The 20,324-nt window shown below is 33.2% G+C and carries 13 protein-coding genes; 4 read left to right on the forward strand and 9 right to left on the reverse strand.

Annotated features, from left to right (window positions below; translation table 11 throughout):
- Positions 1-214: 214 nt before the first annotated feature.
- Positions 215-1,810 (forward strand): peptide chain release factor 3, encoded by a 1,596-nt coding sequence (locus OH806_RS07825; protein ID WP_264743122.1) that lies wholly within the window; start codon positions 215-217, stop codon positions 1,808-1,810.
- An 80-nt stretch (positions 1,811-1,890) separates the two neighbouring features.
- Here the strand turns inward: OH806_RS07825 and OH806_RS07830 are convergent, their stop codons facing one another.
- Together OH806_RS07830 and OH806_RS07835 are read right to left on the reverse strand one after the other, a co-directional pair.
- Positions 1,891-4,197, reverse strand: a complete 2,307-nt coding sequence (locus OH806_RS07830) for a reprolysin-like metallopeptidase (RefSeq protein WP_264743123.1) — start codon at positions 4,195-4,197, stop codon at positions 1,891-1,893.
- Positions 4,198-4,218: 21 nt separating this feature from the next.
- On the reverse strand, positions 4,219-4,641 hold the full coding sequence (locus OH806_RS07835; protein WP_264743124.1) for a hypothetical protein: 423 nt from the start codon (positions 4,639-4,641) through the stop codon (positions 4,219-4,221).
- A gap of 274 nt (positions 4,642-4,915) precedes the next feature.
- Between OH806_RS07835 and OH806_RS07840 the strand changes: the two genes are divergently transcribed.
- Positions 4,916-5,848 carry a DUF4349 domain-containing protein gene (locus OH806_RS07840; protein WP_264743125.1) on the forward strand — a complete coding sequence of 311 codons (933 nt, stop codon included), beginning with the start codon at positions 4,916-4,918 and terminating at the stop codon, positions 5,846-5,848.
- Between the two features lie 182 nt (positions 5,849-6,030).
- Here the strand turns inward: OH806_RS07840 and OH806_RS07845 are convergent, their stop codons facing one another.
- Both OH806_RS07845 and OH806_RS07850 read right to left on the reverse strand, forming a co-directional pair.
- Positions 6,031-6,393 (reverse strand): hypothetical protein, encoded by a 363-nt coding sequence (locus OH806_RS07845; RefSeq protein ID WP_264743126.1) that lies wholly within the window; start codon positions 6,391-6,393, stop codon positions 6,031-6,033.
- A 20-nt stretch (positions 6,394-6,413) separates the two neighbouring features.
- Positions 6,414-7,553: an acyl-CoA dehydrogenase gene (locus OH806_RS07850; RefSeq protein ID WP_264743127.1), complete on the reverse strand. Its 1,140-nt coding sequence runs from the start codon at positions 7,551-7,553 to the stop codon at positions 6,414-6,416.
- Positions 7,554-7,804: 251 nt separating this feature from the next.
- Here OH806_RS07850 and OH806_RS07855 point away from each other — a divergent pair, with 251 nt between their 5' ends.
- Positions 7,805-9,583 (forward strand): AMP-dependent synthetase/ligase, encoded by a 1,779-nt coding sequence (locus OH806_RS07855; RefSeq protein ID WP_264743128.1) that lies wholly within the window; start codon positions 7,805-7,807, stop codon positions 9,581-9,583.
- Positions 9,584-9,709: 126 nt separating this feature from the next.
- Here OH806_RS07855 and OH806_RS07860 read toward each other — a convergent pair whose 3' ends face one another.
- The 3 genes from OH806_RS07860 to OH806_RS07870 all read right to left on the reverse strand — a co-directional run bounded on the left by OH806_RS07860 (position 9,710) and on the right by OH806_RS07870 (position 12,559).
- Entirely contained in the window at positions 9,710-10,486 is a 777-nt protein-coding gene (locus tag OH806_RS07860) for a zinc ribbon domain-containing protein (protein ID WP_264743129.1), read from the reverse strand.
- A gap of 2 nt (positions 10,487-10,488) precedes the next feature.
- Positions 10,489-11,586, reverse strand: a complete 1,098-nt coding sequence (locus tag OH806_RS07865) for a Nif3-like dinuclear metal center hexameric protein (protein ID WP_264743130.1) — start codon at positions 11,584-11,586, stop codon at positions 10,489-10,491.
- Positions 11,587-11,710: 124 nt separating this feature from the next.
- Positions 11,711-12,559: a hypothetical protein gene (locus OH806_RS07870; protein ID WP_264743131.1), complete on the reverse strand. Its 849-nt coding sequence runs from the start codon at positions 12,557-12,559 to the stop codon at positions 11,711-11,713.
- Between the two features lie 249 nt (positions 12,560-12,808).
- Here OH806_RS07870 and OH806_RS07875 point away from each other — a divergent pair, with 249 nt between their 5' ends.
- Complete coding sequence (locus OH806_RS07875; RefSeq protein ID WP_264743132.1) at positions 12,809-13,636, forward strand: ion transporter; 828 nt, start codon at positions 12,809-12,811, stop codon at positions 13,634-13,636.
- Positions 13,637-13,977: 341 nt separating this feature from the next.
- Here OH806_RS07875 and OH806_RS07880 read toward each other — a convergent pair whose 3' ends face one another.
- Entirely contained in the window at positions 13,978-15,927 is a 1,950-nt protein-coding gene (locus OH806_RS07880; protein ID WP_264743133.1) for a T9SS type A sorting domain-containing protein, read from the reverse strand.
- A 120-nt stretch (positions 15,928-16,047) separates the two neighbouring features.
- The gene (locus tag OH806_RS07885; RefSeq protein WP_264743134.1) at positions 16,048-20,022 is read right to left on the reverse strand and encodes a T9SS type A sorting domain-containing protein; all 3,975 of its coding nucleotides are present in this window, start codon (positions 20,020-20,022) and stop codon (positions 16,048-16,050) included.
- Between the last annotated feature and the right edge of the window lie 302 nt (positions 20,023-20,324).

A 20,324-nucleotide genomic window follows, 5' to 3' on the forward strand; every position in this document is an offset into this window, starting at 1 on the left:
TAAGATCATTCTTGTTATTCTTTAAAGTGTTTTTACATAAAATTTCTTAATATTCTTAACAACTTATTACACTTAATGGTAAAAATATAAAAGTTTAAACAGGTTCGTTATATAAACTTTAAATCTTAAACATTCAAATTAAAACGTCAAACCCTTTTAAATAGATTTTCAGATTTCATTAAAAATCACGATTTTTGCAACTTCAAAATAAGATATGTCAGACTTAATCAAAGAAATAGAGAAAAGAAAAACTTTCGGGATTATTTCTCACCCCGATGCCGGAAAAACCACTCTTACAGAAAAATTATTACTTTTCGGAGGGGCAATTCAGGAAGCGGGAGCTGTAAAATCTAATAAAATAAAAAAAGGGGCTACTTCCGATTTCATGGAAATTGAAAGACAAAGAGGTATCTCCGTGGCAACTTCCGTATTAGCTTTTGAATACAGAAACCACAAAATCAATATTCTTGATACACCAGGTCACAAGGATTTCGCGGAAGATACGTACAGAACATTAACTGCCGTAGATTCCGTAATCGTTGTAATCGATGTCGCAAAAGGGGTTGAGGAACAAACCGAAAAATTGGTTCAGGTTTGTAGAATGAGAAATATCCCAATGTTGGTTTTCATTAATAAACTTGACCGTGAAGGTAAAGATGCCTTTGATTTGTTGGATGAAGTTGAACAAAAACTGGGATTAACCGTTTGTCCTCTTTCTTTACCAATCGGTATGGGTAGTGACTTTCAGGGAATTTATAATATCTGGGAAAACAATATTCAGTTATTCTTAGAAGAGAAAAAACAAAAAGTTGGCGATACTATTAAGTTTGATGACATCAACGACTCTTCCATTGACGAGGTGATTGGTGAAAAAGCAGCAATTACTCTAAGAGAAGAGCTTGATTTGGTACAATCTGTTTATCCTGAATTTAGTCGTGAAGATTATATGAAAGGTAATTTACAGCCTGTCTTCTTTGGTTCAGCTTTAAATAATTTTGGAGTTAGAGAATTATTAGATGCATTCATAGACATCGCTCCAATGCCACAACCAAAAGAAAGTGATACACGCTTGGTAAAACCTGAAGAAACTCAGTTTACAGGATTTGTTTTCAAGATTCACGCGAATATGGATCCTAAACACAGAGACAGATTAGCTTTCGTAAAAATAGTCTCCGGAACTTTCAAAAGAAACGAAAACTATCTATTGGTAAGAGAAGGTAAAAAAATGAAATTCTCCTCTCCGAATGCTTTCTTTGCAGACAAAAAAGAAGTTGTAGACGAGAGTTTCCCTGGAGATATTGTAGGTCTTCATGATACAGGAAGTTTCAGAATTGGTGATACTTTGACAGCAGGTGAAAAACTAAGTTTCAAAGGAATTCCTAATTTCTCTCCTGAACATTTCAGATATATCAACAATACCGATCCTTTAAAAGCAAAACAACTGGCAAAAGGTATCGACCAATTAATGGACGAAGGTGTAGCTCAGCTATTTACCCTTGAAATGAACGGCAGAAAAATCATCGGAACAGTAGGTGCACTTCAGTATGAAGTTATCCAATATCGTTTGGAGCACGAATACGGCGCAAAGTGCTCTTACGAGCCTCTTTCTATGCATAAAGCTTGTTGGGTAGAAGCAGATGAGAAATCTGAAGAATTCAAAGAATTTGCAAAATTAAAACAAAGATTCTTAGCAAGAGATAAATATAATCAACTTGTTTTCTTAGCAGATTCATCTTTCACCATTCATATGACACAAGAAAAATTCCCGAATGTGAAGTTACATTTCATTAGCGAATTTCAAAATTCTTAATACATAAAGATTATTAAAAAATAAAGAAACCGTTAAGCAATATAAGCTTAACGGTTTTCTATTTTAGAATTATTAAAGTTCTATTTATTTAGCATCAATAATTTCTTAACAATTTTTTCACCTAATAATTCAACTTCAATTATATACGTTTCTGTAGGTAAATTTGTTAAATCAATTTTCTCCAAATGATCTGAAAAGAAAAGACGCGTTCTTTTAGGTATCACCAATTTTCCGTCCATAGCATAAACAGTATATGTGAACGAGTATGGAGCAACAGGATTAAGTCTTGGATAATCAAGTTTGATGTAAACATATCCATCATATGATGGTATTGGATAAATCATTACACCCTGATAAACTCTTACCGGCGTTATTACAGGTGGAACGACAACGCTAGAAGACGTAATAGTAAAATCTTTCTGATTAACATTGTAAAATACATTGTTTAATGATTTCACCATTATTCTTGCATTAGGTATATTCCCAAGTCCTCCCGGAACCGTATAATTGTACAAACCATTGTTAGGAACGCTTGCCGCCAAAACAGTTGGCCACGTAAGTCCTCCATCTTTTGATAAAAGAATTGTAACATTTGAAGTACTAACTGGCGGAGCTGTTGTATTAGCAACATCCCAGGTAATTGCGTATGACTGACCTTCATTCCAAACAACCCCTGCAGTATTTTGTGAAGTAACTACGAAAGGACCGGCAGTATTTACAACGGTAAGTTTTATATCATCACGTCCTGTCTGACCTCCCACCGGATTATTATCTCTCACAAGAACTGAAAAGTTTAGATCTCTTGCTATAGAAGAAAGCTTCTCCCATGCTCTTACATCTCCAGGAGCTACAATGGTAGGGTCATATCCTGAAAGAACAGTAGACAATCTAGGAAAATATCTTGATGGAGAGGTTGTAGGCATTACAGATCTGAAAAGAGGTCCTACGGCATTAGTCGGTTGAGGAGGCATAGCTGCTGCTCCTGTATCAGTCTGCTCCCAAGTATATGTAAGTGCATCATTATTAGCATCTGTTGCTGTTGCCGTTAACACAAATGGTGTACTTTTGGGTATACTTCTATCTACCCCGGCATTCACAACTGGTTCTGCATTAGTGATTGGAGTTTTAACACCACAAGTAGAAGTTGAGCCAGAGGTCAATCTGTTATACATTTCAGCTATACTCACTGCGTGAAAATAAGCATCACTATTCGATTGTACGTTTGGTGGACAAATTCCTGCATATCCCATGATTGAACTTGCACTTCCTGGTTCTACAGACGTAGGTGTATTTCTGTTACATCCATTATTTTGTGTATGGTTTGCCCCAAATTGATGTCCCATTTCATGGGCAACATAATCTATCACAAAAGGATCTCCTACAGGAACTGCCGAACCTGTAACTCCACCAGCTTTACTATTGCCACAGATTGAAGGTGTTGCTGCTAAACCATTGTCATTTCCTGCAGTTGCTCTAAAAAATAAATGTCCAATATCATAATTGGCTGCACCAATGACACTGTTGGTAACCGAGATATTTTCATTAAGCATCTGACTTGCATTCATCGTATCAAAAGTATCAGTACTGATAAAGAATAAAGCATCTGCATTGGCAATAAGTTGCAATCTTACGGAAATATCTCTTTCAAAAACTTCATTTAATCTTGTTACAGCAAGGTTAACAGCCGCAAGAACTGCCGCTTTTTTCTGTGCATCTGTTCCAGAACCTACACCAGCCTGCCCTGCAATATAAGCAGTATATTCTGTTGTAGTTGTAATAGATAATCTATACTTTCTATTTAATCCGTCAACAACAGTTTTTTGAGTATTTACAGCAGACTCTTTCAATTCATTTTCTTCTCCATTAAAAAGACATTCAAACTGATTCGGAGATGAAGCATTCTTTCTCTCATAAATTCTGTAAACCTGATTATCTTTTGTATAGGAATCTATATAATAAATTCCACTATGATTTCTAATCATACCATTAAAACCGAAATACGGATCAATAGTAAATTTCAAGATTGTTGATTTATCACCTTTTTTAAATCCTGTATAAGATCTTATCTCAGAATATCTATTCTGTAGATCTGGGTGCATGGTTGACGATTCAAAAACTTCATAGGTATCATAATCTCCATTAAGATTTGGAAATTTTAGCAACACCCCCTTTTGGGATAAATGAAAGTCACTGTCTGGTAAATTTTTGAGTTGACCTTGAATTTCATTAATATTAAGTGTAAAAAGAGCGAAATCTGTAACTCTTACATTACTATCTCGAATTTCGCTATTGATTTTAGAATCAATTTTTTTCCAATTATTTTGCTGAGCAAACCCTACCGCATAAAATACAAGCAAAGTACTCACAATAAGTAATTTTTTCTTCATGGAATCGTTATTTTTTTAAAATCATAAAGCTATTAGTTTAACTTTTGAAGGAATTACCCCCTCTATTTTAAGAATAAGTATAGGATCTTTTTCTTTATTCAATTTATATTCTTCGTTATTAATTTCTTTGTAATAAACATTTAAAACAGATTTTTCTTCTTCAACTCTCATTACTTCAATATCTGCATATAATTGTGTTTTAAGTTTGGGTTTCAACAGCAGTAAAAACTCATTCTCAGCAAGTACAGGAATTGGTTCTGAACGTGAAAACCTTTTATCTTCCAGTAAACTATACAATTTTACTATTTCTTCAAAAGATTGCAAAACCATATACTCTTCCAAATGTATATCTTTATTTAATCTTCTTACTTCTGAAAATTTCATTTCTTCATCCTTTTCTCTCATTACTGGTTTTAATTCAATGACATTCTTTGTCACAGGCATATTTGTACAATTTAACCCACTTCCAAATAGAAATGATAAAAACATTAACAAAGACACTATTTTCATTAGTAAAATATTGATATACAAATGTAAACATTAAAGTATTCATAATTAGCATTTTGTTTGTTTTTTTTTGTTTTTTTGTAAAACAATCGAATTTATTTTACAAAAATCTGATTTTCAATTAAATAAAACTTTACTAAAATCATACATTTCTTTTACAATCATTACAGAAGTTTCAACAGTAATTTTACTTCATTAAAAAAATAAACTCATGAAAAAGTTCATATTACTGATTGCTGTATCAAGCACTTTTATAATGTGTAAAAAACCTGAAACAACACAATCTAAAATTGAAGATGTTATAAAATCCGCAGACAGCATAGCTACAATTGCAACCGAAACAGTAAATTCTGTAAACAAAACAGCTAATGAAGTTTTAGATTCTACAAATATTAAAATCAAGGAATTTGATGAGGCTAAAAACAACATCAAAGAAAAAATAGAGTCAACTTCAAAAACCATAGACTCTCTATCAGACAAAATTGCATCCACAAAATTTGAATCTAAAATTGAAAAGAAAGATTCAGCCAACAAAAAAGAGGAGAAAATCGTAGTAAATGTTCCAGCTCCTAAAGTCATTAAGGAAACTAAAATTGTCTACAAGGACAAACCTAAAAATGAAAATTACGAATTGAATGTTCCCAAAAACAAAATCGTAAAAGTTGGAACTTTAGAATTAAAAGTTAATAATGCTGAAACAGCAAAAGAAATCGTAAAAGAAGAAGTCAGAAAATATGATGGTTTTATTAAAAGTGAAAACATTTCAACAACCAACGACAATAACAAGACTGCTTATATAAAAGTAAAAGTCCCTATTCAGAAATTTGAGTATCTGATGAGTGACATTAGCAACATTGGAGAAATTGAAAATAAAGGTATTGAAGTTTCCGGACAGGATTATGTAGAAAATACGATGTGTGATTTAGAAATTACCCTATATGGAGGAGAAAACACTTACATAAAAGATGATGAACCCAAAACTTTCGGTGAAAAGTCTTTCGCTGCCATTGAATCAGGCTGGAATGTGATTACCTCTATCTTTCTGTTCATTCTCCCTTTATGGCCATTATTCTTAATTGCCGGAATTGGCTATCACTTCTACAAAAAAAGAAATAAAAACAACCCCAATAACGATTCTAATTAAATTAAATGATTATATCCATCCTTGTGATGGATTTTTTTAATCATATTTAGATAGCTAAGCATTTACTTATATCTAAATTTGCTCCGTCATTAATAAGTAAAAGAAACAATCTTTTTTTTAAACATATTAAAGTTGTGATTTGGTAAAGAATAAGGCTCTCGAATCGAGAGCCTTATTTGATTTTATTTCATGTTAACTACTTTATCTACTACATACTTTGTATTTCCTCTCCATGGTAAAGCCCCATTGTACTCTTTATAATGAAGGTCAAAAGTTTTACCACTGTTCATTTCCAATTGCTTGAAAACTTCAGGATCTTCTACAGAAAATTCAAACTCATAACTTGTAATAGTTCCTGTTTTTCCCTTTCCGAAGCCTTCCTGAATCAGTTTGCCTTCATATGTTTTAAAAACATATCCTTTTTTAATAGCATAATTCAGATAGCCGGATTTTACTCCTTCTCCGAAAACAAAGAAATATTTATACCAGACAAATACTCCTAAAAGTAAGAAAACAACACCAAGAGTAATCCACAAGTATTTCATAGCAGTAGCTTTAGAGCAAATTATTTCGCAATACTTCTAGAAATTACAATTTTCTGAATTTCAGAAGTACCTTCATAAATTTGAGTGATTTTCGCATCTCTCATTAATCTTTCAACGTGATATTCTTTTACATATCCGTATCCACCATGAATTTGTACCGCTTCAATTGTAGTATCCATTGCAACCTGAGAAGCATATAGTTTTGCCATAGCTCCACTTTCAGAAATATCTTTACCTGCATCTTTTTCACATGCTGCCTTAAAGCAAAGCATTCTCGCAGCAGTAATCTGAGTTGCCATATCTGCCAATTTGAAAGCAATAGCCTGATGATTGATAATTTCAGTTTTGAAAGCTTTTCTTGTTTTAGCATATTTTAATGCCAATTCATAAGCTCCGGAAGCAATACCTAAAGCCTGAGAAGCAATACCAATTCTACCACCGTTCAAAACAGCCATCGCAAAATTGAATCCAAAACCATCTTCCCCGATTCTGTTTTCTTTTGGTACTTTTACGTTATTGAAAATCAAAGAGTGAGTATCACTTCCTCTGATTCCTAATTTATCTTCTTTTGGTCCGATTTCAAAACCTTCCCATCCTCTTTCAACGATGAACGCATTAATTCCTTTGTGTTTTTTCTCAGGATCTGTCTGTGCAATTACAATATAATAAGTTGCATTTCCTCCGTTTGTAATCCAGTTTTTGATACCATTTAAAAGATAATAATCACCTTTATCTTCAGCAGTTGTTTTCTGAGAAGTAGCGTCAGATCCTGCTTCCGGCTCAGATAAAGCAAAAGCACCGATTACCTGTCCGCTTGCAAGAGGTGTAAGATATTTTACTTTTTGCTCTTCAGAAGCAAATTTTTCAAGTCCTGCACAAACCAATGAATTGTTTACAGACATTACAACAGCTGCAGAAGCATCTATTTTTGCAATTTCTTCCATTGCCAAAACGTAAGAAACGCTGTCCATTCCTGCTCCACCGTATTTAGGATCTACCATCATTCCTAAAAGTCCCATTTCCCCCATTTTTTTCACCTGTTCTGCAGGAAACTTCTGATCACGATCTCTTTCAATTACTCCAGGTAATAGTTCGTTTTGTGCAAAATCTCTTGCTGCCTGCTGAATCATCAGCTGTTCTTCTGATAAGTTAAAGTCCATAAAAATTTAATAATTAGATAGTCGCTAATTTACACTTTTTGAGCAAATCTGAAAAATTGAATTACAACTTCACAATCAGAAATTAAAATCATATTATTAAACAAATTTCAATTATCATATTAAATTCTAAACTATATATAGAATACCATTACGGCTAATATACTATGTCGTGCATTTTAGTATTTAATGATTATTTTTTCAATTAAAAAAAATGCTTATATTTAGAATCCTTTAACTATTTAATAAAAATCATGACAATCAAAAGATTATTTGATATACCTCACTATGCTTTAGAAAAGTATCCAAAAGCGGATATGTTTGTGACCAAATATCAGGGTGAATGGAAAAAAACCTCCACACAAGAATTTATAAATCAAGGAAATAAAATATCAAGAGGTTTATTAAAACTTGGAATAAAACCAGGTGACAAAATTGCTTTAATCACTAGTAATTCCCGTACCGAATGGGCAATTATGGACTTGGGATTATCTCAAATAGGCGTAGTTTCAGTACCTGTTTATCCTACTATTTCTTCTGAAGATTATGAATTTATATTTAATAATGCAGAAATCCAGTATTGTTTTGTTTCAGATAAAGAACTTTTAGACAAAGTAATGAAAGTAAAGCATAATATCCCTTCTCTGCAAGGAATCTTTACTTTTGATAATGTAAGCGGAGCTGCAAACTGGAAAGAAATTCTTGATTTAGGTGAAGATGATTCTACCCAAATTGAGGTTGAAGATTTATCTAAAGCTATCAATACTGAAGATTTAGCAACAATTATTTATACATCAGGAACTACCGGAAAACCTAAAGGTGTTATGCTAAGTCATAATAACATTGTTTCTAATGTATTGGGTTCTATGCCAAGAATTCCTAAAGTAAAAAGTTTGGATTATAAAGATTCTAAGGCACTAAGTTTCCTTCCTATATGTCATATTTTTGAAAGAATGTTATTCTATCTTTATCAGTATAATGGTTTCTCAATTTATTTTGCCGAAAGCATAGATAAAATGGGAGAAAATATAAAGGAAGTAAAGCCTCATTACATGACTGTTGTTCCTAGATTAGTAGAAAAAGTTTATGATAAAATCTACAATACAGGAGCTTCTGCAGGCGGTTTAAAATCAAAAATATTCTTCTGGGCTCTGAATCTTATTACCAAAAAGACAAAAGTTTCAAAACCATCAGGGTTACAAGAAATTCTTGCGGACAAACTGGTTTTCAGAAAATGGAGAGAAGGTTTAGGAGGAGAAATTATCACTTTAGTTTCTGGTTCTGCTGCATTATCTCCAAGATTAAATTTAATTTTCCAAAATGCAGGAATTCCTATTTTGGAAGGTTATGGTTTAACAGAAACTTCCCCGGTTATTTCAGTAAACAGTTTTGAGAAAATGAGAGTCGGAACAGTTGGTCATCCACTGGATAATCTTCATGTAAAAATACAGGAAGACGGAGAAATTACCGTAAAAGGGCCTTCTATTTTCAAAGGTTATTTTAAAAATGATGAAATGACTAAAGAAGCCTTTACAGAAGACGGATATTTCAGAACAGGAGATATAGGACATATCGACAGCGACGGCTTTTTACAAATTACTGACCGTAAGAAGGAAATGTTTAAAACTTCCGGAGGAAAGTATGTTGCTCCTCAGACTATTGAAAATTTAGCAAAAGCCTCAAAATTCATTGAACAAATAATGGTAGTAGGTGACGGAGAAAAAATGCCTTGCGCCTTGGTACAACCTGATTTTGAATTTGCAAAGAATTGGGCAGCGAGAAACAATCTAAACATTGGTTCTACACCTGCAGAAATTGCCAACAGCAAAGAACTGAAGGAAAGAATTGAGAAAGAAATCAATAAAATCAACGAAAATCTTGGAAACTGGGAAAAAATCAAAAAAATTGAATTAACCCCTGAAGTATGGAGTATTGATTCTGGTCTTTTGACACCTACTTTAAAGTTGAAAAGAAAAATAATAAAAGAGAAATTTATCAATTTGTACAATAAAATGTACGAACATAACCAATAAAAATCAAACCGTTCCCAATAAAAAGGAGCGGTTTTTTTTATTGTTTGAGTCACTAAATTTATTCTCTCAAAACAAAAAAAGCTGTTTCAAATTTGAAACAGCTTTTGTATTATCTAAAATGAATTATTAAAACTTAATTACAGTTTTCATTCTTTCATTTTCTTCCATTACCAATTCATCATCAACAAGAATTTTTCCTGAATGCTCATCAATAATAATTTTCTTTCTCTGGGCAATTTCCATTTGCTTTTGAGGCGGAATTGTAAAGAACGAACCTTTTGGTGCACCTCTTTCTAATCCTACTACAGCAAGACCATTTGGTGAGTTTGTTCTGATTCTGTTATAAGAAGCCAATAATCTCTCATCAATTTTAGCTGCATATTGCGCAGATTGACCTAGTAAATACTCTTCTTCTTTCTGAGTTTCAGAAATAAGACCATCCAATTCTTCTTTCTTGAATTTTAAATGTTTCTTAAGATCATCAATCTTAGTATTAAGCTCTGCTAAAGTTTCATTTTTATGAGCGATTTTAGCTCCAAACTCCTTAATTCTTTTTTCAGCAAGCTGAATTTCAAGATCCTGATATTCAATTTCTTTCCCTAAAGCTTCAAACTCTTTATTGTTTCTTACATTATCCTGTTGAGACTTGTATTTTTCAATTAAAGACTTTGCATGGTTTATTACTTCATGCTTTGTTTTTATTTGATCGTCCTGATCTTTAATATCAGCATGAAACTTTTCAGCTCTCTTTTCAAGCCCTTCAATCTCAATTTCAAGATCTTCAACTTCGATTGGCAACTCTCCTCTTGTATTTCGGATTTCATCCAATCTAGAATCAATGATCTGTAAATCGTATAAAGCTCTTAATTTCTCTTCAACTGAAATATCGGTGGTTTTTGCCATATTTAAATGAAATAATTTACGGGGTTGGTTTTCTCAATAGATTTTGAGATTGCAAATGTACTAAATTTTTGTGATAAAATTTCAAATAATTGTTGAGTTACAAATTGTTCCGATTCATAATGTCCGATATCACAAATCAACATTTTAGATTCTGCTAAAAAATAATCGTGATATTTAATATCTCCCGTAAGGTAAGCATCACATTTTTTAGCTAAAGCAGATTTTATTCCGGTCGCTCCAGAGCCTCCTAAAACCCCTACTCTTTTTATTTTTTTACCTGTAAAATCAGAATGTTTAATAATTTCAAGATTAAATTTTTCTTTTACAAAATGTAAAAAATCTTTCTCATCCATTTCTTCTTCAAATTCACCATACATTCCCAAACCTGAATGATGATTCTCATTGTCTAAACTGTAAATCTGATAAGCAACCTCTTCATAAGGATGCGCAGACTTCATTGCAGAAATTATCTTACCTTGTTTAAAATCTTCAAAAATCACAGAAATCATATCTTCATCTGCATTTTCTCTGATATTTTGCTGCCCTGAAAAGGGATTAGAACCCTCAATCGGTCTAAAACTTCCGTTTCCGTTAATTGTAAAACTACACTCATCATAAAATCCGATATTTCCCGCCCCAGCCTCAAACAATGCATTTTTTACCTTTTCAGAGTAATCTTTGGGGACGAAAACCGTCAATTGCTTTAAATTATTTTTTTTAGGCTGAAGAATTTTCAGATTTTTCAATCCTAACTGATTGCAAATACCTTGATTTACACCAAAAAAATCATTATCCCAAGCTGTATGAATAGCATAAATAGCGATTTTATTTTCAATTGCTTTTAAAATAGCTCTTTCTACATAGTTTTTCCCCGTTAAAGATTTTAACCCAGAAAAAATAATAGGATGAAAACAAACTATTAAATTGCAATTCTTTTCAACAGCCTCATCTACAACATTTTCCAATGCGTCATGACAGACCAAAATCCCGCTTACATCCCGAGTCGGAACTCCGCACAATAAACCAACATTATCAAAATCTTCTGCCTGATTTATCTTTATTCTTTCTTCAATTTTTGCAATTACTTTTCTTAGCTCCATTCAATAATTTTTATCTGCTTAACGAAGATATTACTTTTAATAAAAATGATGAAAAATTTCTCCATAAAAAAGAACCAGTCCGTATAGGGGCTGATTCTCATGAAAATGTAATTAAAGTTTTTTTTTAATCTTTAAATAAGGAAACTCTGGTGAAAGAATCCACAGTTACGTTACATGCAACATCAGCTTGCAAAAACAATTGATACCCCCTTCCCGCAGGTATACTTTCATTATCTGCAATAGTATAGAAATAGAATGTCAGAACATTCCCTACACCACTCGAACCACTCGGCAATAGCTGAACAGCACTAATTTCAAAACCTGAATCCGGATTTCTAAGCGTCGCCTTTACAGAACCTGAAGAGTTAGAACTAGGTAAAACATTTGTTATTAACCTCCATAAATGCACCTGTCCTAAAATTAAATTTTCCTTCCACTTTCCTGTTGCTTCATCATAGATATTACTTGTTACCCCAGGAAAAGGCACTGTTGTTTCAGGCCAACTCGTAGTAGGGTTACTAGCAAAAACCAATGGCGTAGAATAGAGAACCTGCTGCCTTGGTCCGTAAGTATTTCCTGCTGAATTTAAATTTAAGCTAGGTTTCACATTTGCGTTTCCAGAATTCACTTTGACAACACCGTCATTACCAGCCTGAGAAGATGTGGGAACAAACAGCTGCCTCCAAAGAGAGCCATCCCAATACTGGAAATTATTAGATGTTGTATTGAAAAAAAGTGTTCCAGTAACAAGATTAGGGTTCACAACCCCTGCAGGTGGTACTGTAGATTCATCATTATCTGCCAGATACATATCTCTTTCAGCATCTGTAAGACGTGGAATCAGAATTCCTTTCTGATTAGAATTAATATCGAGTACTGTCGCTTTATTTGGCGTAACAGTATTTATCCCAACTTGACCATAACAGAGACAAATTAAGGCAGTTGAGAAAATCAAGTAAATAGCTTTTCTCATGGTAATATTAGTTTTTCATTATAAAAGTACAACTTTTTTTAATAAAAAAGTAGAAAAATGTGTTTTTTTTCTACTTTTTTATCATTTCAACATAAATCACAAACATTTGATTAGTAGATAATTATATAAAACAAGTCCAACATTAGTGATTAATAAAATTACATTTATTTCACAAAAGTGCATACACATTATATTCATTTAAAATCATGTACAAAAAAAAACATACCTTAGTGGCCAAAATAAGCTCAAATGGAAAGAGAACACAACCTTATCCCCGAAGACTCATTTTGGAAAAAATATTTATACAGAATTATTTACCGTTCAGATACCAAGCTCGGAAAATTATTCGATATCATTCTTTTATCGCTCATTCTTATGAGTACTTTCATTATTATGATGGAAAGTGTTCCTAAGCTTGACAAAAGATTCCATATCACATTCTTTGTTTTAGAATGGATTATTTCACTGTTTTTTACAGCAGAATATTTTTCAAGAATAGCAGTTGTAAAAAATAAAAGACATTATATATTCAGTTTTTTTGGTATTATTGATTTTTTAGCATTAATTCCTTTTTATTTAAGTTTGTTTTTTCCGATAACAAAATACTTTTTGATATTCAGAATGTTAAGAATGTTGAGAATCTTTAGAATTTTCAATCTTTTAGACTTCATGAATGATGGCTATCTTCTTGTAAGGGCATTGAAAAACAGTTCTCGAAAAATTTATATTTTTCTTTTATTTTTAATTATATTCTCAGTGATTGTTGGTTCACTAATGTTCATGGTTGAAGGAGGAAGAGAAGGCTTTGAAACAATTCCACAAGCAATTTACTGGGCTGTGGTGACCGTAACAACGGTTGGCTACGGAGATGTTTCACCAATTACCCCTACAGGTAAATTTTTTGCTGTTGTTTTGATGTTGGCTGGTTATTCAATTATTGCTGTTCCGACAGGTATTGTAACTGCCGAAATGCGTAATAAAAGACAAAATTTAGAAAAAGTCTGCGATCGATGCGGAAATGAAGATATTGACGATGACGCAAGATATTGTAAACAATGTGGCAAGAAATTAGCTTAATATTTTATATTAATATAAAATATTAACCCAAACACCACAAAATCATGGAACCAAAAAAGAAGAACAAACCCAACAGCTTAGTTATTATTTTATTTTCATTAATTATATTAATGATCATTATTTATTTCATATTGGTGTTATTTTTCCCAACCGTTTTTGATCTTATGAATACGGGAGATATACAACCTATTCCTGAAAAATAGAGTTTAAAAAAAACAAACTTCTTGATATTTTAACTTCGCTCAATGAATTAAAAACAATTCGTGGTAATTTAATAACAACAAATTATAAACAAACAAAGATGGCTAATTAGCCATCTTTGTTGTTTATTTAAAAATCATTTATTTTTTTATTGCTTTAATAGTTTGTTTAGAGCCATCTGTCATATTCAAAACAACCAAATACATGCCTGATTTCAGGCTTCCTAACTGAAGAGATGACTCAGGCTTTTCAATTGCCTTAACCACTCTACCAACCATATCAACAACAGATATAGATTTTACATTTTTAACATCTGAAATATGTAAAACATCTTCGAAAGGATTCGGATAAGCTTTAATATCATTTTTTTCAACTTTCACATCAGAAGTACCCAATGTTCCTTTTGAAATATTAATTGTAAATGAACCCTCCATTTGATCATCCCAAGAGCTATAATGTCCCACGTTTACATAATATGTATTTCCGTTCAGTGTAGGGATAGAAATAGATTCACTACCTCCCTCTCCTTCATTGTCAACAGTATCTTCACAAGATAACGCAGAACACGTTCCGCTAAATACTCCAATTTGAGGATCAAAATCGCTTCCAGCCGGCATAGTTATCGAAATATTAAATGTATCACCATCTCCTATAAATTTAAACCAAGTACCATCATTCATCCCATTATTACAAGCCAATAACATTCCTGAATTATTAGTAGCACCTCCTCCATCATTCTGTACATAAATATAAGGGAAACTTGTTGCTGTAATTGCATTAATACATTCATCATTAGCCGGCGGCGGCGGAATTGTACCTATACAAATATCAAAACTCTGATTACTTCCTGAACTATAATAGCTATATACTCTTACATAATAAGTCTGTCCAACAGTAAGCCCTGAAACTGTTGCAGAATTATCATCAGAACATAAAACACTTGATAAAGAACTACAACCTCCTTCTAAAACCTGGAAATAGATATCATCATCGTATGTATCTGTTCCCACTGCCTGAACATTCAATAAAGAAATTCTATGAGAAGTTGCTGTAGCAACAAATTTAAACCAAACATCATCATCAGAATTACCATAACACGGGGCAGGAGCAATACCAGAATCTGTCGCTCCCAAAGTATAAGAAGAATATACAAAACCACAGTTTAAATCAGGATTTACCGTAAGTGTAATAGCGTTTGAACATTCGTCATTTGCAGGTGCCGGAGGAACAGTTGTAAATATTGATTCATTACATCCTGTAGACTCTCCTCCTGAACCCACTGAAACAACTTTAACATAATAAGTTGTATTAGGAGAAAGCGTTGCAGAAGGCGTATAACTATTCGTAGTAACAGAAACCTGATTAGCCACATCAGTTCCTCCCGAAGTAGTACCTATAGAAATTTTATAACTTGAGGCACCAGAAATATTCGGCCAGGAAATACTTGTATTTAAAGGTACAAAATTCGCATTATTTGCCGGAGATAATATCGTAGGACAAGCAGGAATTGTACTTGGTACCAAGCCTTCAAAAGTAATAACAGATTTATAATCTACTAAATTTACTGAGGATGTAGGAGGATTATTAGGCTCTGGATTTGTATTATCATTTTTATAATAAATCGTTGAATTTTGAGAACCACTGTAAACATACATCGCTTCGTCAGAATCATTAAAATCATATCCTGGAGCATTTTCGTCTGCAGCTATGATCAAGTTTGAAACATTATCATAAGAAAAAGGTGTAGGGAAAGTTATTGATACCACACCGTTAACAGCACTCACTGTACCAGAAAACACCTGAGTCATTTGAGAAGTTGGAACCCAATCTGAACTTGATGAAAACTCAGTTTTATTAGTATGGCCTAAATAAACAACCCATTCTGAAGAATTGCTGATGGACATTGAGGGATCTAAATAAAACTTGAGTCCCGTAATACTACCTGCTGCATTGGCATTAATTTCTTGTTTTGTGTAAATCTGCTGAACATACGAATATCCGTAATATGTACTTATTGGTGCCGCACCAATATTAGTACTCCCTGCTCCCAACGTTATCTGAGCATGCAATACAACACCCAGAATCATCATTAAATTACCAATTTAGTAATATTTAAACAAATAACATAGATATAAGTTAATTTTTACAACAAAAAAAATGAGACTATCTTAAAAGATAGCCTCAAATTCAAAGTATTTAATTAATAATACTTATTTTTTTATTGCTTTAATAGTTTGTCTAGAACCATCTTTCATGGTAAGAACCACTAAATACATACCTGATTTCAAATCAGCTAATTGAAGCGAAGATTCAGGTTTTTCAAAAGTTTTAGCAACCCTACCAGCCATATCAACAATAGCAATAGATTTTACGTTTTTAATATCTGAAATATTAAGAACATCCGCAAAAGGATTTGGATACGCCTTTACAGCTTCATCACGTTTAACATTTTCATTTACACCAAGTGCAGTACATTGCTGCGTAACAGAAATATTAAACTTACCTAATTGATTGGCATTATACCCTGTAACTAACGCATAATATGTTGTACCCGAAGTAGCTGCAAATGTTACAGAAGCTGCATTACTTGTATTAGTTCCTGAGCAACCAGAATCTGCACTTCCTTTACATGTTAATGTACCTCCACATCCTTCATACACTCTAAGATAAGTATCAAACTCACTTCCACATGTAGAAACAGTGATATCTCCATCTACTGCTGCAGTTATAGCATACCATACACCTTTATTAAGAGCATATGTTGTTGAACCACAAGTAACACCAGGTAAAGTTACATCCGGAGCACCAGTATTATACCCTGTAACAGTTCCTCCACAAGGAATATCTATTGCTGAACTACATGATGTATTATTAATTGATTGAGGAGTTGAAATACAAATTGTAAATGTTGAATTTGTAGTAACAGTGGATACAGTAGAGAACACTCTTACATAATATGTTTCTCCCACCGTTAAGTTATCCAACAATACATTAGAATTTGTATATGCACCAGCAAAACAAGACATTGCTACTAATGAACCACAAGTCCCAGAATACACTTGTGTAGTTGTTGCGTTATCTGAATAAATAGTAGATACTAAATGTTTAGTATTAGTTGCTACAAATTTAAACCAAACATCATCATTTATACCTGTAGCAGAACACGTAGGTGCTGTTTCTGTACTTGCTGTAGCACTAGCTGTAGACATTGTCACAGAGTTTGTACAAACATCAGTAGAGTTTGCTATTAAAGTAATAGCATTAACACAGTCATCATTTGATGGCGGCGGCGGCGGCGTACCAATACAGATATCAAATGTATTTGCATTGATAGCTGTCGCACTATTAGAATTTGAGTTGTATACCCTTACATAATAAGTTGCACCTGGAGTAAGACCAGTCATTGATGTATAATTAGTATTACTTGTAATACATAATTTGCTAGTCAATGCTCCACAAGAACCATCAAAAACTTGTGCATATAATGAAGTTGAAGAAGCTGTACCAACAGAAACGATATTCTTCAACCATAAAGTATGAACAGTACCTACCGCAGTAAACTTAAACCAAACATCATCATCTGCAGTTCCTGAACATGGACTTACTGCCAAACCAGAGTTAGTAGCAGACAATGTAGTTCCTGATACCATAGAACCACAATTTAAATCTGAGTTTACAGGTACATTAATTGCATCTGAACATTCATCATTAACCGGAGCAGAAGGTAAAGTACCAATACACAAATCAAAAGTATTCGCATAGGTACTTGTTGTAGTATTAGTATTAGAATTATACACTCTTATATAGTAAGTATCTCCTGGTGTAAGACCAGACAACAAGGTAAAATTAGTATTACTTGTAATACATTTAATACTTATTAACCCTCCACAAGCGCCACTAAACACCTGAGTATAAAGACTTGTAGATGATGAAGAACCTACAGATACAACATTTTTTAATTGAATTGTATGAGTCGCATTTGTAGCCACAAATTTATACCAAACATCATCATCCGCCGTTCCTGAACACGGACTCACTGCCAAACCAGAGTTAGTAGCATAATAAGTCGTACCGGAAACTACAGATGTACAACTCGTATCAGGATTTACAGAAACAGTTATAGCGTTAGCACATTCATCGTTTGCCGGTGGTGGTGGTGGCGTACCAATACAAATATCAAATGTATTTCCATAGATAGTTGTTGCAGAGTTTGTATTACTATTATAAACTCTTACATAATAAGTTTCTCCTGCTGTTAAACCAGCCAGAGTGGTAAAATTAGTATTTGAAGTAATACACTGTTTACTTACTAAAGTACCACAATCACCACTAAACACTTGAGTATATAGACTTGTAGAAGTAGAAGTTCCTACCGCAGTAATATTCTTCAACCATAAAGTATGAACAGTACTTGTAGCCGTAAATTTATACCAAACATCATCATCTGCCGTTCCTGTACATGGCGAAACAGCAATATTTGAGTCAGTAGCTGATAAAGTCGTTCCCGATACAGTACTTCCGCAATTAAGATCCGGATTTACAGGCAATGTAATCGCATTGGCACATTCATCATTAGAAGGCGCTGCAGGTAAAGTTCCCACACATAAGTCAAAACTCATGCTGTACCCAGAAGCATAATAAGTATAAATTCTTACATAGTATTCTTGACCAGGAACAAGATTATTCACAATAGTAATTCCATCATTATCAGAGCAATTAACGCTAACCAAAGAACCACATGTTCCACTTAAAATTTGTGTGAAAATATCTGTACTTGATGTAGAACCTAAGCTTACAGGATTAGAGAAAGTAAAGATATGAGTTGAATTGGTTGCTGTAAACTTATACCAAACATCATCATCTGCATTGCCGTTACATGAAGCATCATCAGAAGATTTACTTGCACCCAAAGTCGTTCCTGAAGTTTTTACTGCACAACTCATATCTGGATTCACAGTTAATGTAATAGCTCCTGAACATTCATCATTAGATGGAAGCGGTGCTGTAGTTGTCGTAAAATTTCTTTCTGTACAAGAAGTAGAAGATACAGCTCCATTATACGCATTTATTGTATAATAATATTTGGTATTAGGAGATAATGTATTTGATACCGGTAAAGTATAAGTAAGAACATTGCCCACATCATGATTATTCAAAATATCTGTTCCTCCAGCAGTTGTTCCCAGACTAATTCTATATCCTAAAGCTCCCCCCGTAGCTGCAGACCAAGAAAAAGTAGGTCTTACGGAAACTCCAGTCAAAGCGGATGTAGGATTTGAAACAGAAGGACAACCTAAAGTAGCAGTCGTTGTAAATATCCTTTCTGTACAAGAAACTGATTCTCCTACACTATTCGCTCCTTTAACTGTAAGATAATACTGAGTTCCAAAATTTAATGAAGTAGTAAGTGTGTAACTTAAGACATTTCCTACATTCACATTATTCAAAATATCCGTACCACCGGCTGTAGTTCCTAAACTAATTGTATAAGAGGCTGCACCTGTAGTAAGCCCCCAAGTGATGGTAGGAAAAGTAGAAACTCCCGTTGCCCCCACTGTTGGTGCTGAAATCACAGGACAAGCAGGTACTGCAAGAGGCGTTAATCCTAATAAAGAAACAATAGACTTTGTTGTAGACCTTGTTCCTGTAGGAGGAGTCGCCACATCTGGAACCACGGCATCACTTCTGTAATAAAGCGAAGTATTAGACGCCCCTGTATAAGTATAAAACCTATTTGCAGCGACATCCTTATCAGGTGTATTCTCATAAATAGCAATAACTAAGTTATTGGTATTATTGTAATTGAAAGGTGTCGAAAAATTGACAGTAACCTCTCCTCCTACAACTGATAAACTTCCACTAAAAACCTGAGTAAGATCTGCTACCGCAACCCAATCAGAAGTACTACTGAATGATGTTTTAGTAGTATGCCCTACATAAACTGTCCAATCTTTAGAATTAGTTATAGAAGAGCCTGATGGAAGATAAAATTTCATCCCGGTAATATTTCCGGCACTTGCAGCATTTATTTCAGCTTTGGTAAAAATCTGTTGGGTGTAGTTGTAATTGTAATTTACATCCAAGGGTAAAGTTCCCCCTTGGGCGACACCAGAACCCATAACTACCTGGGCATTGATAAAGGTGGCTATTAAAAAAAACAGCCACGTTAATAAAAGTTTCTTCATAAGTAGTAAAATTTAAAAAATTAATAGGGGTAAAAATAAAAAATAAATTCAATCAATATCAACAAAAACGAAAAATCATTATCATTAAAACACAAATAATTAAAAAAACAATAACCATAAGCAATCAAACAATTAAAATAAACAACAAACTCAACAATTATTGATTTATTCATTAATTGTTAAAATTCAAAGAATTATATTAAAAAAACACACCCATTAAAATTTAAACAACCTATTAAGAAAGAACATTTCACCTAAATAAAAAAAACAGGCAAAATATTAACAATATCATACGTATGACA

This window comes from Chryseobacterium oryctis (assembly GCF_025971925.1).
Lineage (GTDB): Bacteria > Bacteroidota > Bacteroidia > Flavobacteriales > Weeksellaceae > Chryseobacterium > Chryseobacterium oryctis.

Coding starts and splice junctions, on each gene's coding strand:
- OH806_RS07830 (WP_264743123.1), bottom strand. CDS start 4,197: ATGAAGAAAAAATTACTTATTGTGAGTACTTTGCTTGTATTTTATGCG.
- OH806_RS07850 (WP_264743127.1), bottom strand. CDS start 7,553: ATGGACTTTAACTTATCAGAAGAACAGCTGATGATTCAGCAGGCAGCA.
- OH806_RS07870 (WP_264743131.1), bottom strand. CDS start 12,559: ATGAGAAAAGCTATTTACTTGATTTTCTCAACTGCCTTAATTTGTCTC.
- OH806_RS07880 (WP_264743133.1), bottom strand. CDS start 15,927: ATGATGATTCTGGGTGTTGTATTGCATGCTCAGATAACGTTGGGAGCA.
- OH806_RS07845 (WP_264743126.1), bottom strand. CDS start 6,393: ATGAAATACTTGTGGATTACTCTTGGTGTTGTTTTCTTACTTTTAGGA.
- OH806_RS07835 (WP_264743124.1), bottom strand. CDS start 4,641: ATGCCTGTGACAAAGAATGTCATTGAATTAAAACCAGTAATGAGAGAA.
- OH806_RS07875 (WP_264743132.1), top strand. CDS start 12,809: ATGGAAAGAGAACACAACCTTATCCCCGAAGACTCATTTTGGAAAAAA.
- OH806_RS07855 (WP_264743128.1), top strand. CDS start 7,805: ATGACAATCAAAAGATTATTTGATATACCTCACTATGCTTTAGAAAAG.
- OH806_RS07865 (WP_264743130.1), bottom strand. CDS start 11,586: ATGGAGCTAAGAAAAGTAATTGCAAAAATTGAAGAAAGAATAAAGATA.
- OH806_RS07885 (WP_264743134.1), bottom strand. CDS start 20,022: ATGAAGAAACTTTTATTAACGTGGCTGTTTTTTTTAATAGCCACCTTT.
- OH806_RS07860 (WP_264743129.1), bottom strand. CDS start 10,486: ATGGCAAAAACCACCGATATTTCAGTTGAAGAGAAATTAAGAGCTTTA.
- OH806_RS07840 (WP_264743125.1), top strand. CDS start 4,916: ATGAAAAAGTTCATATTACTGATTGCTGTATCAAGCACTTTTATAATG.
- OH806_RS07825 (WP_264743122.1), top strand. CDS start 215: ATGTCAGACTTAATCAAAGAAATAGAGAAAAGAAAAACTTTCGGGATT.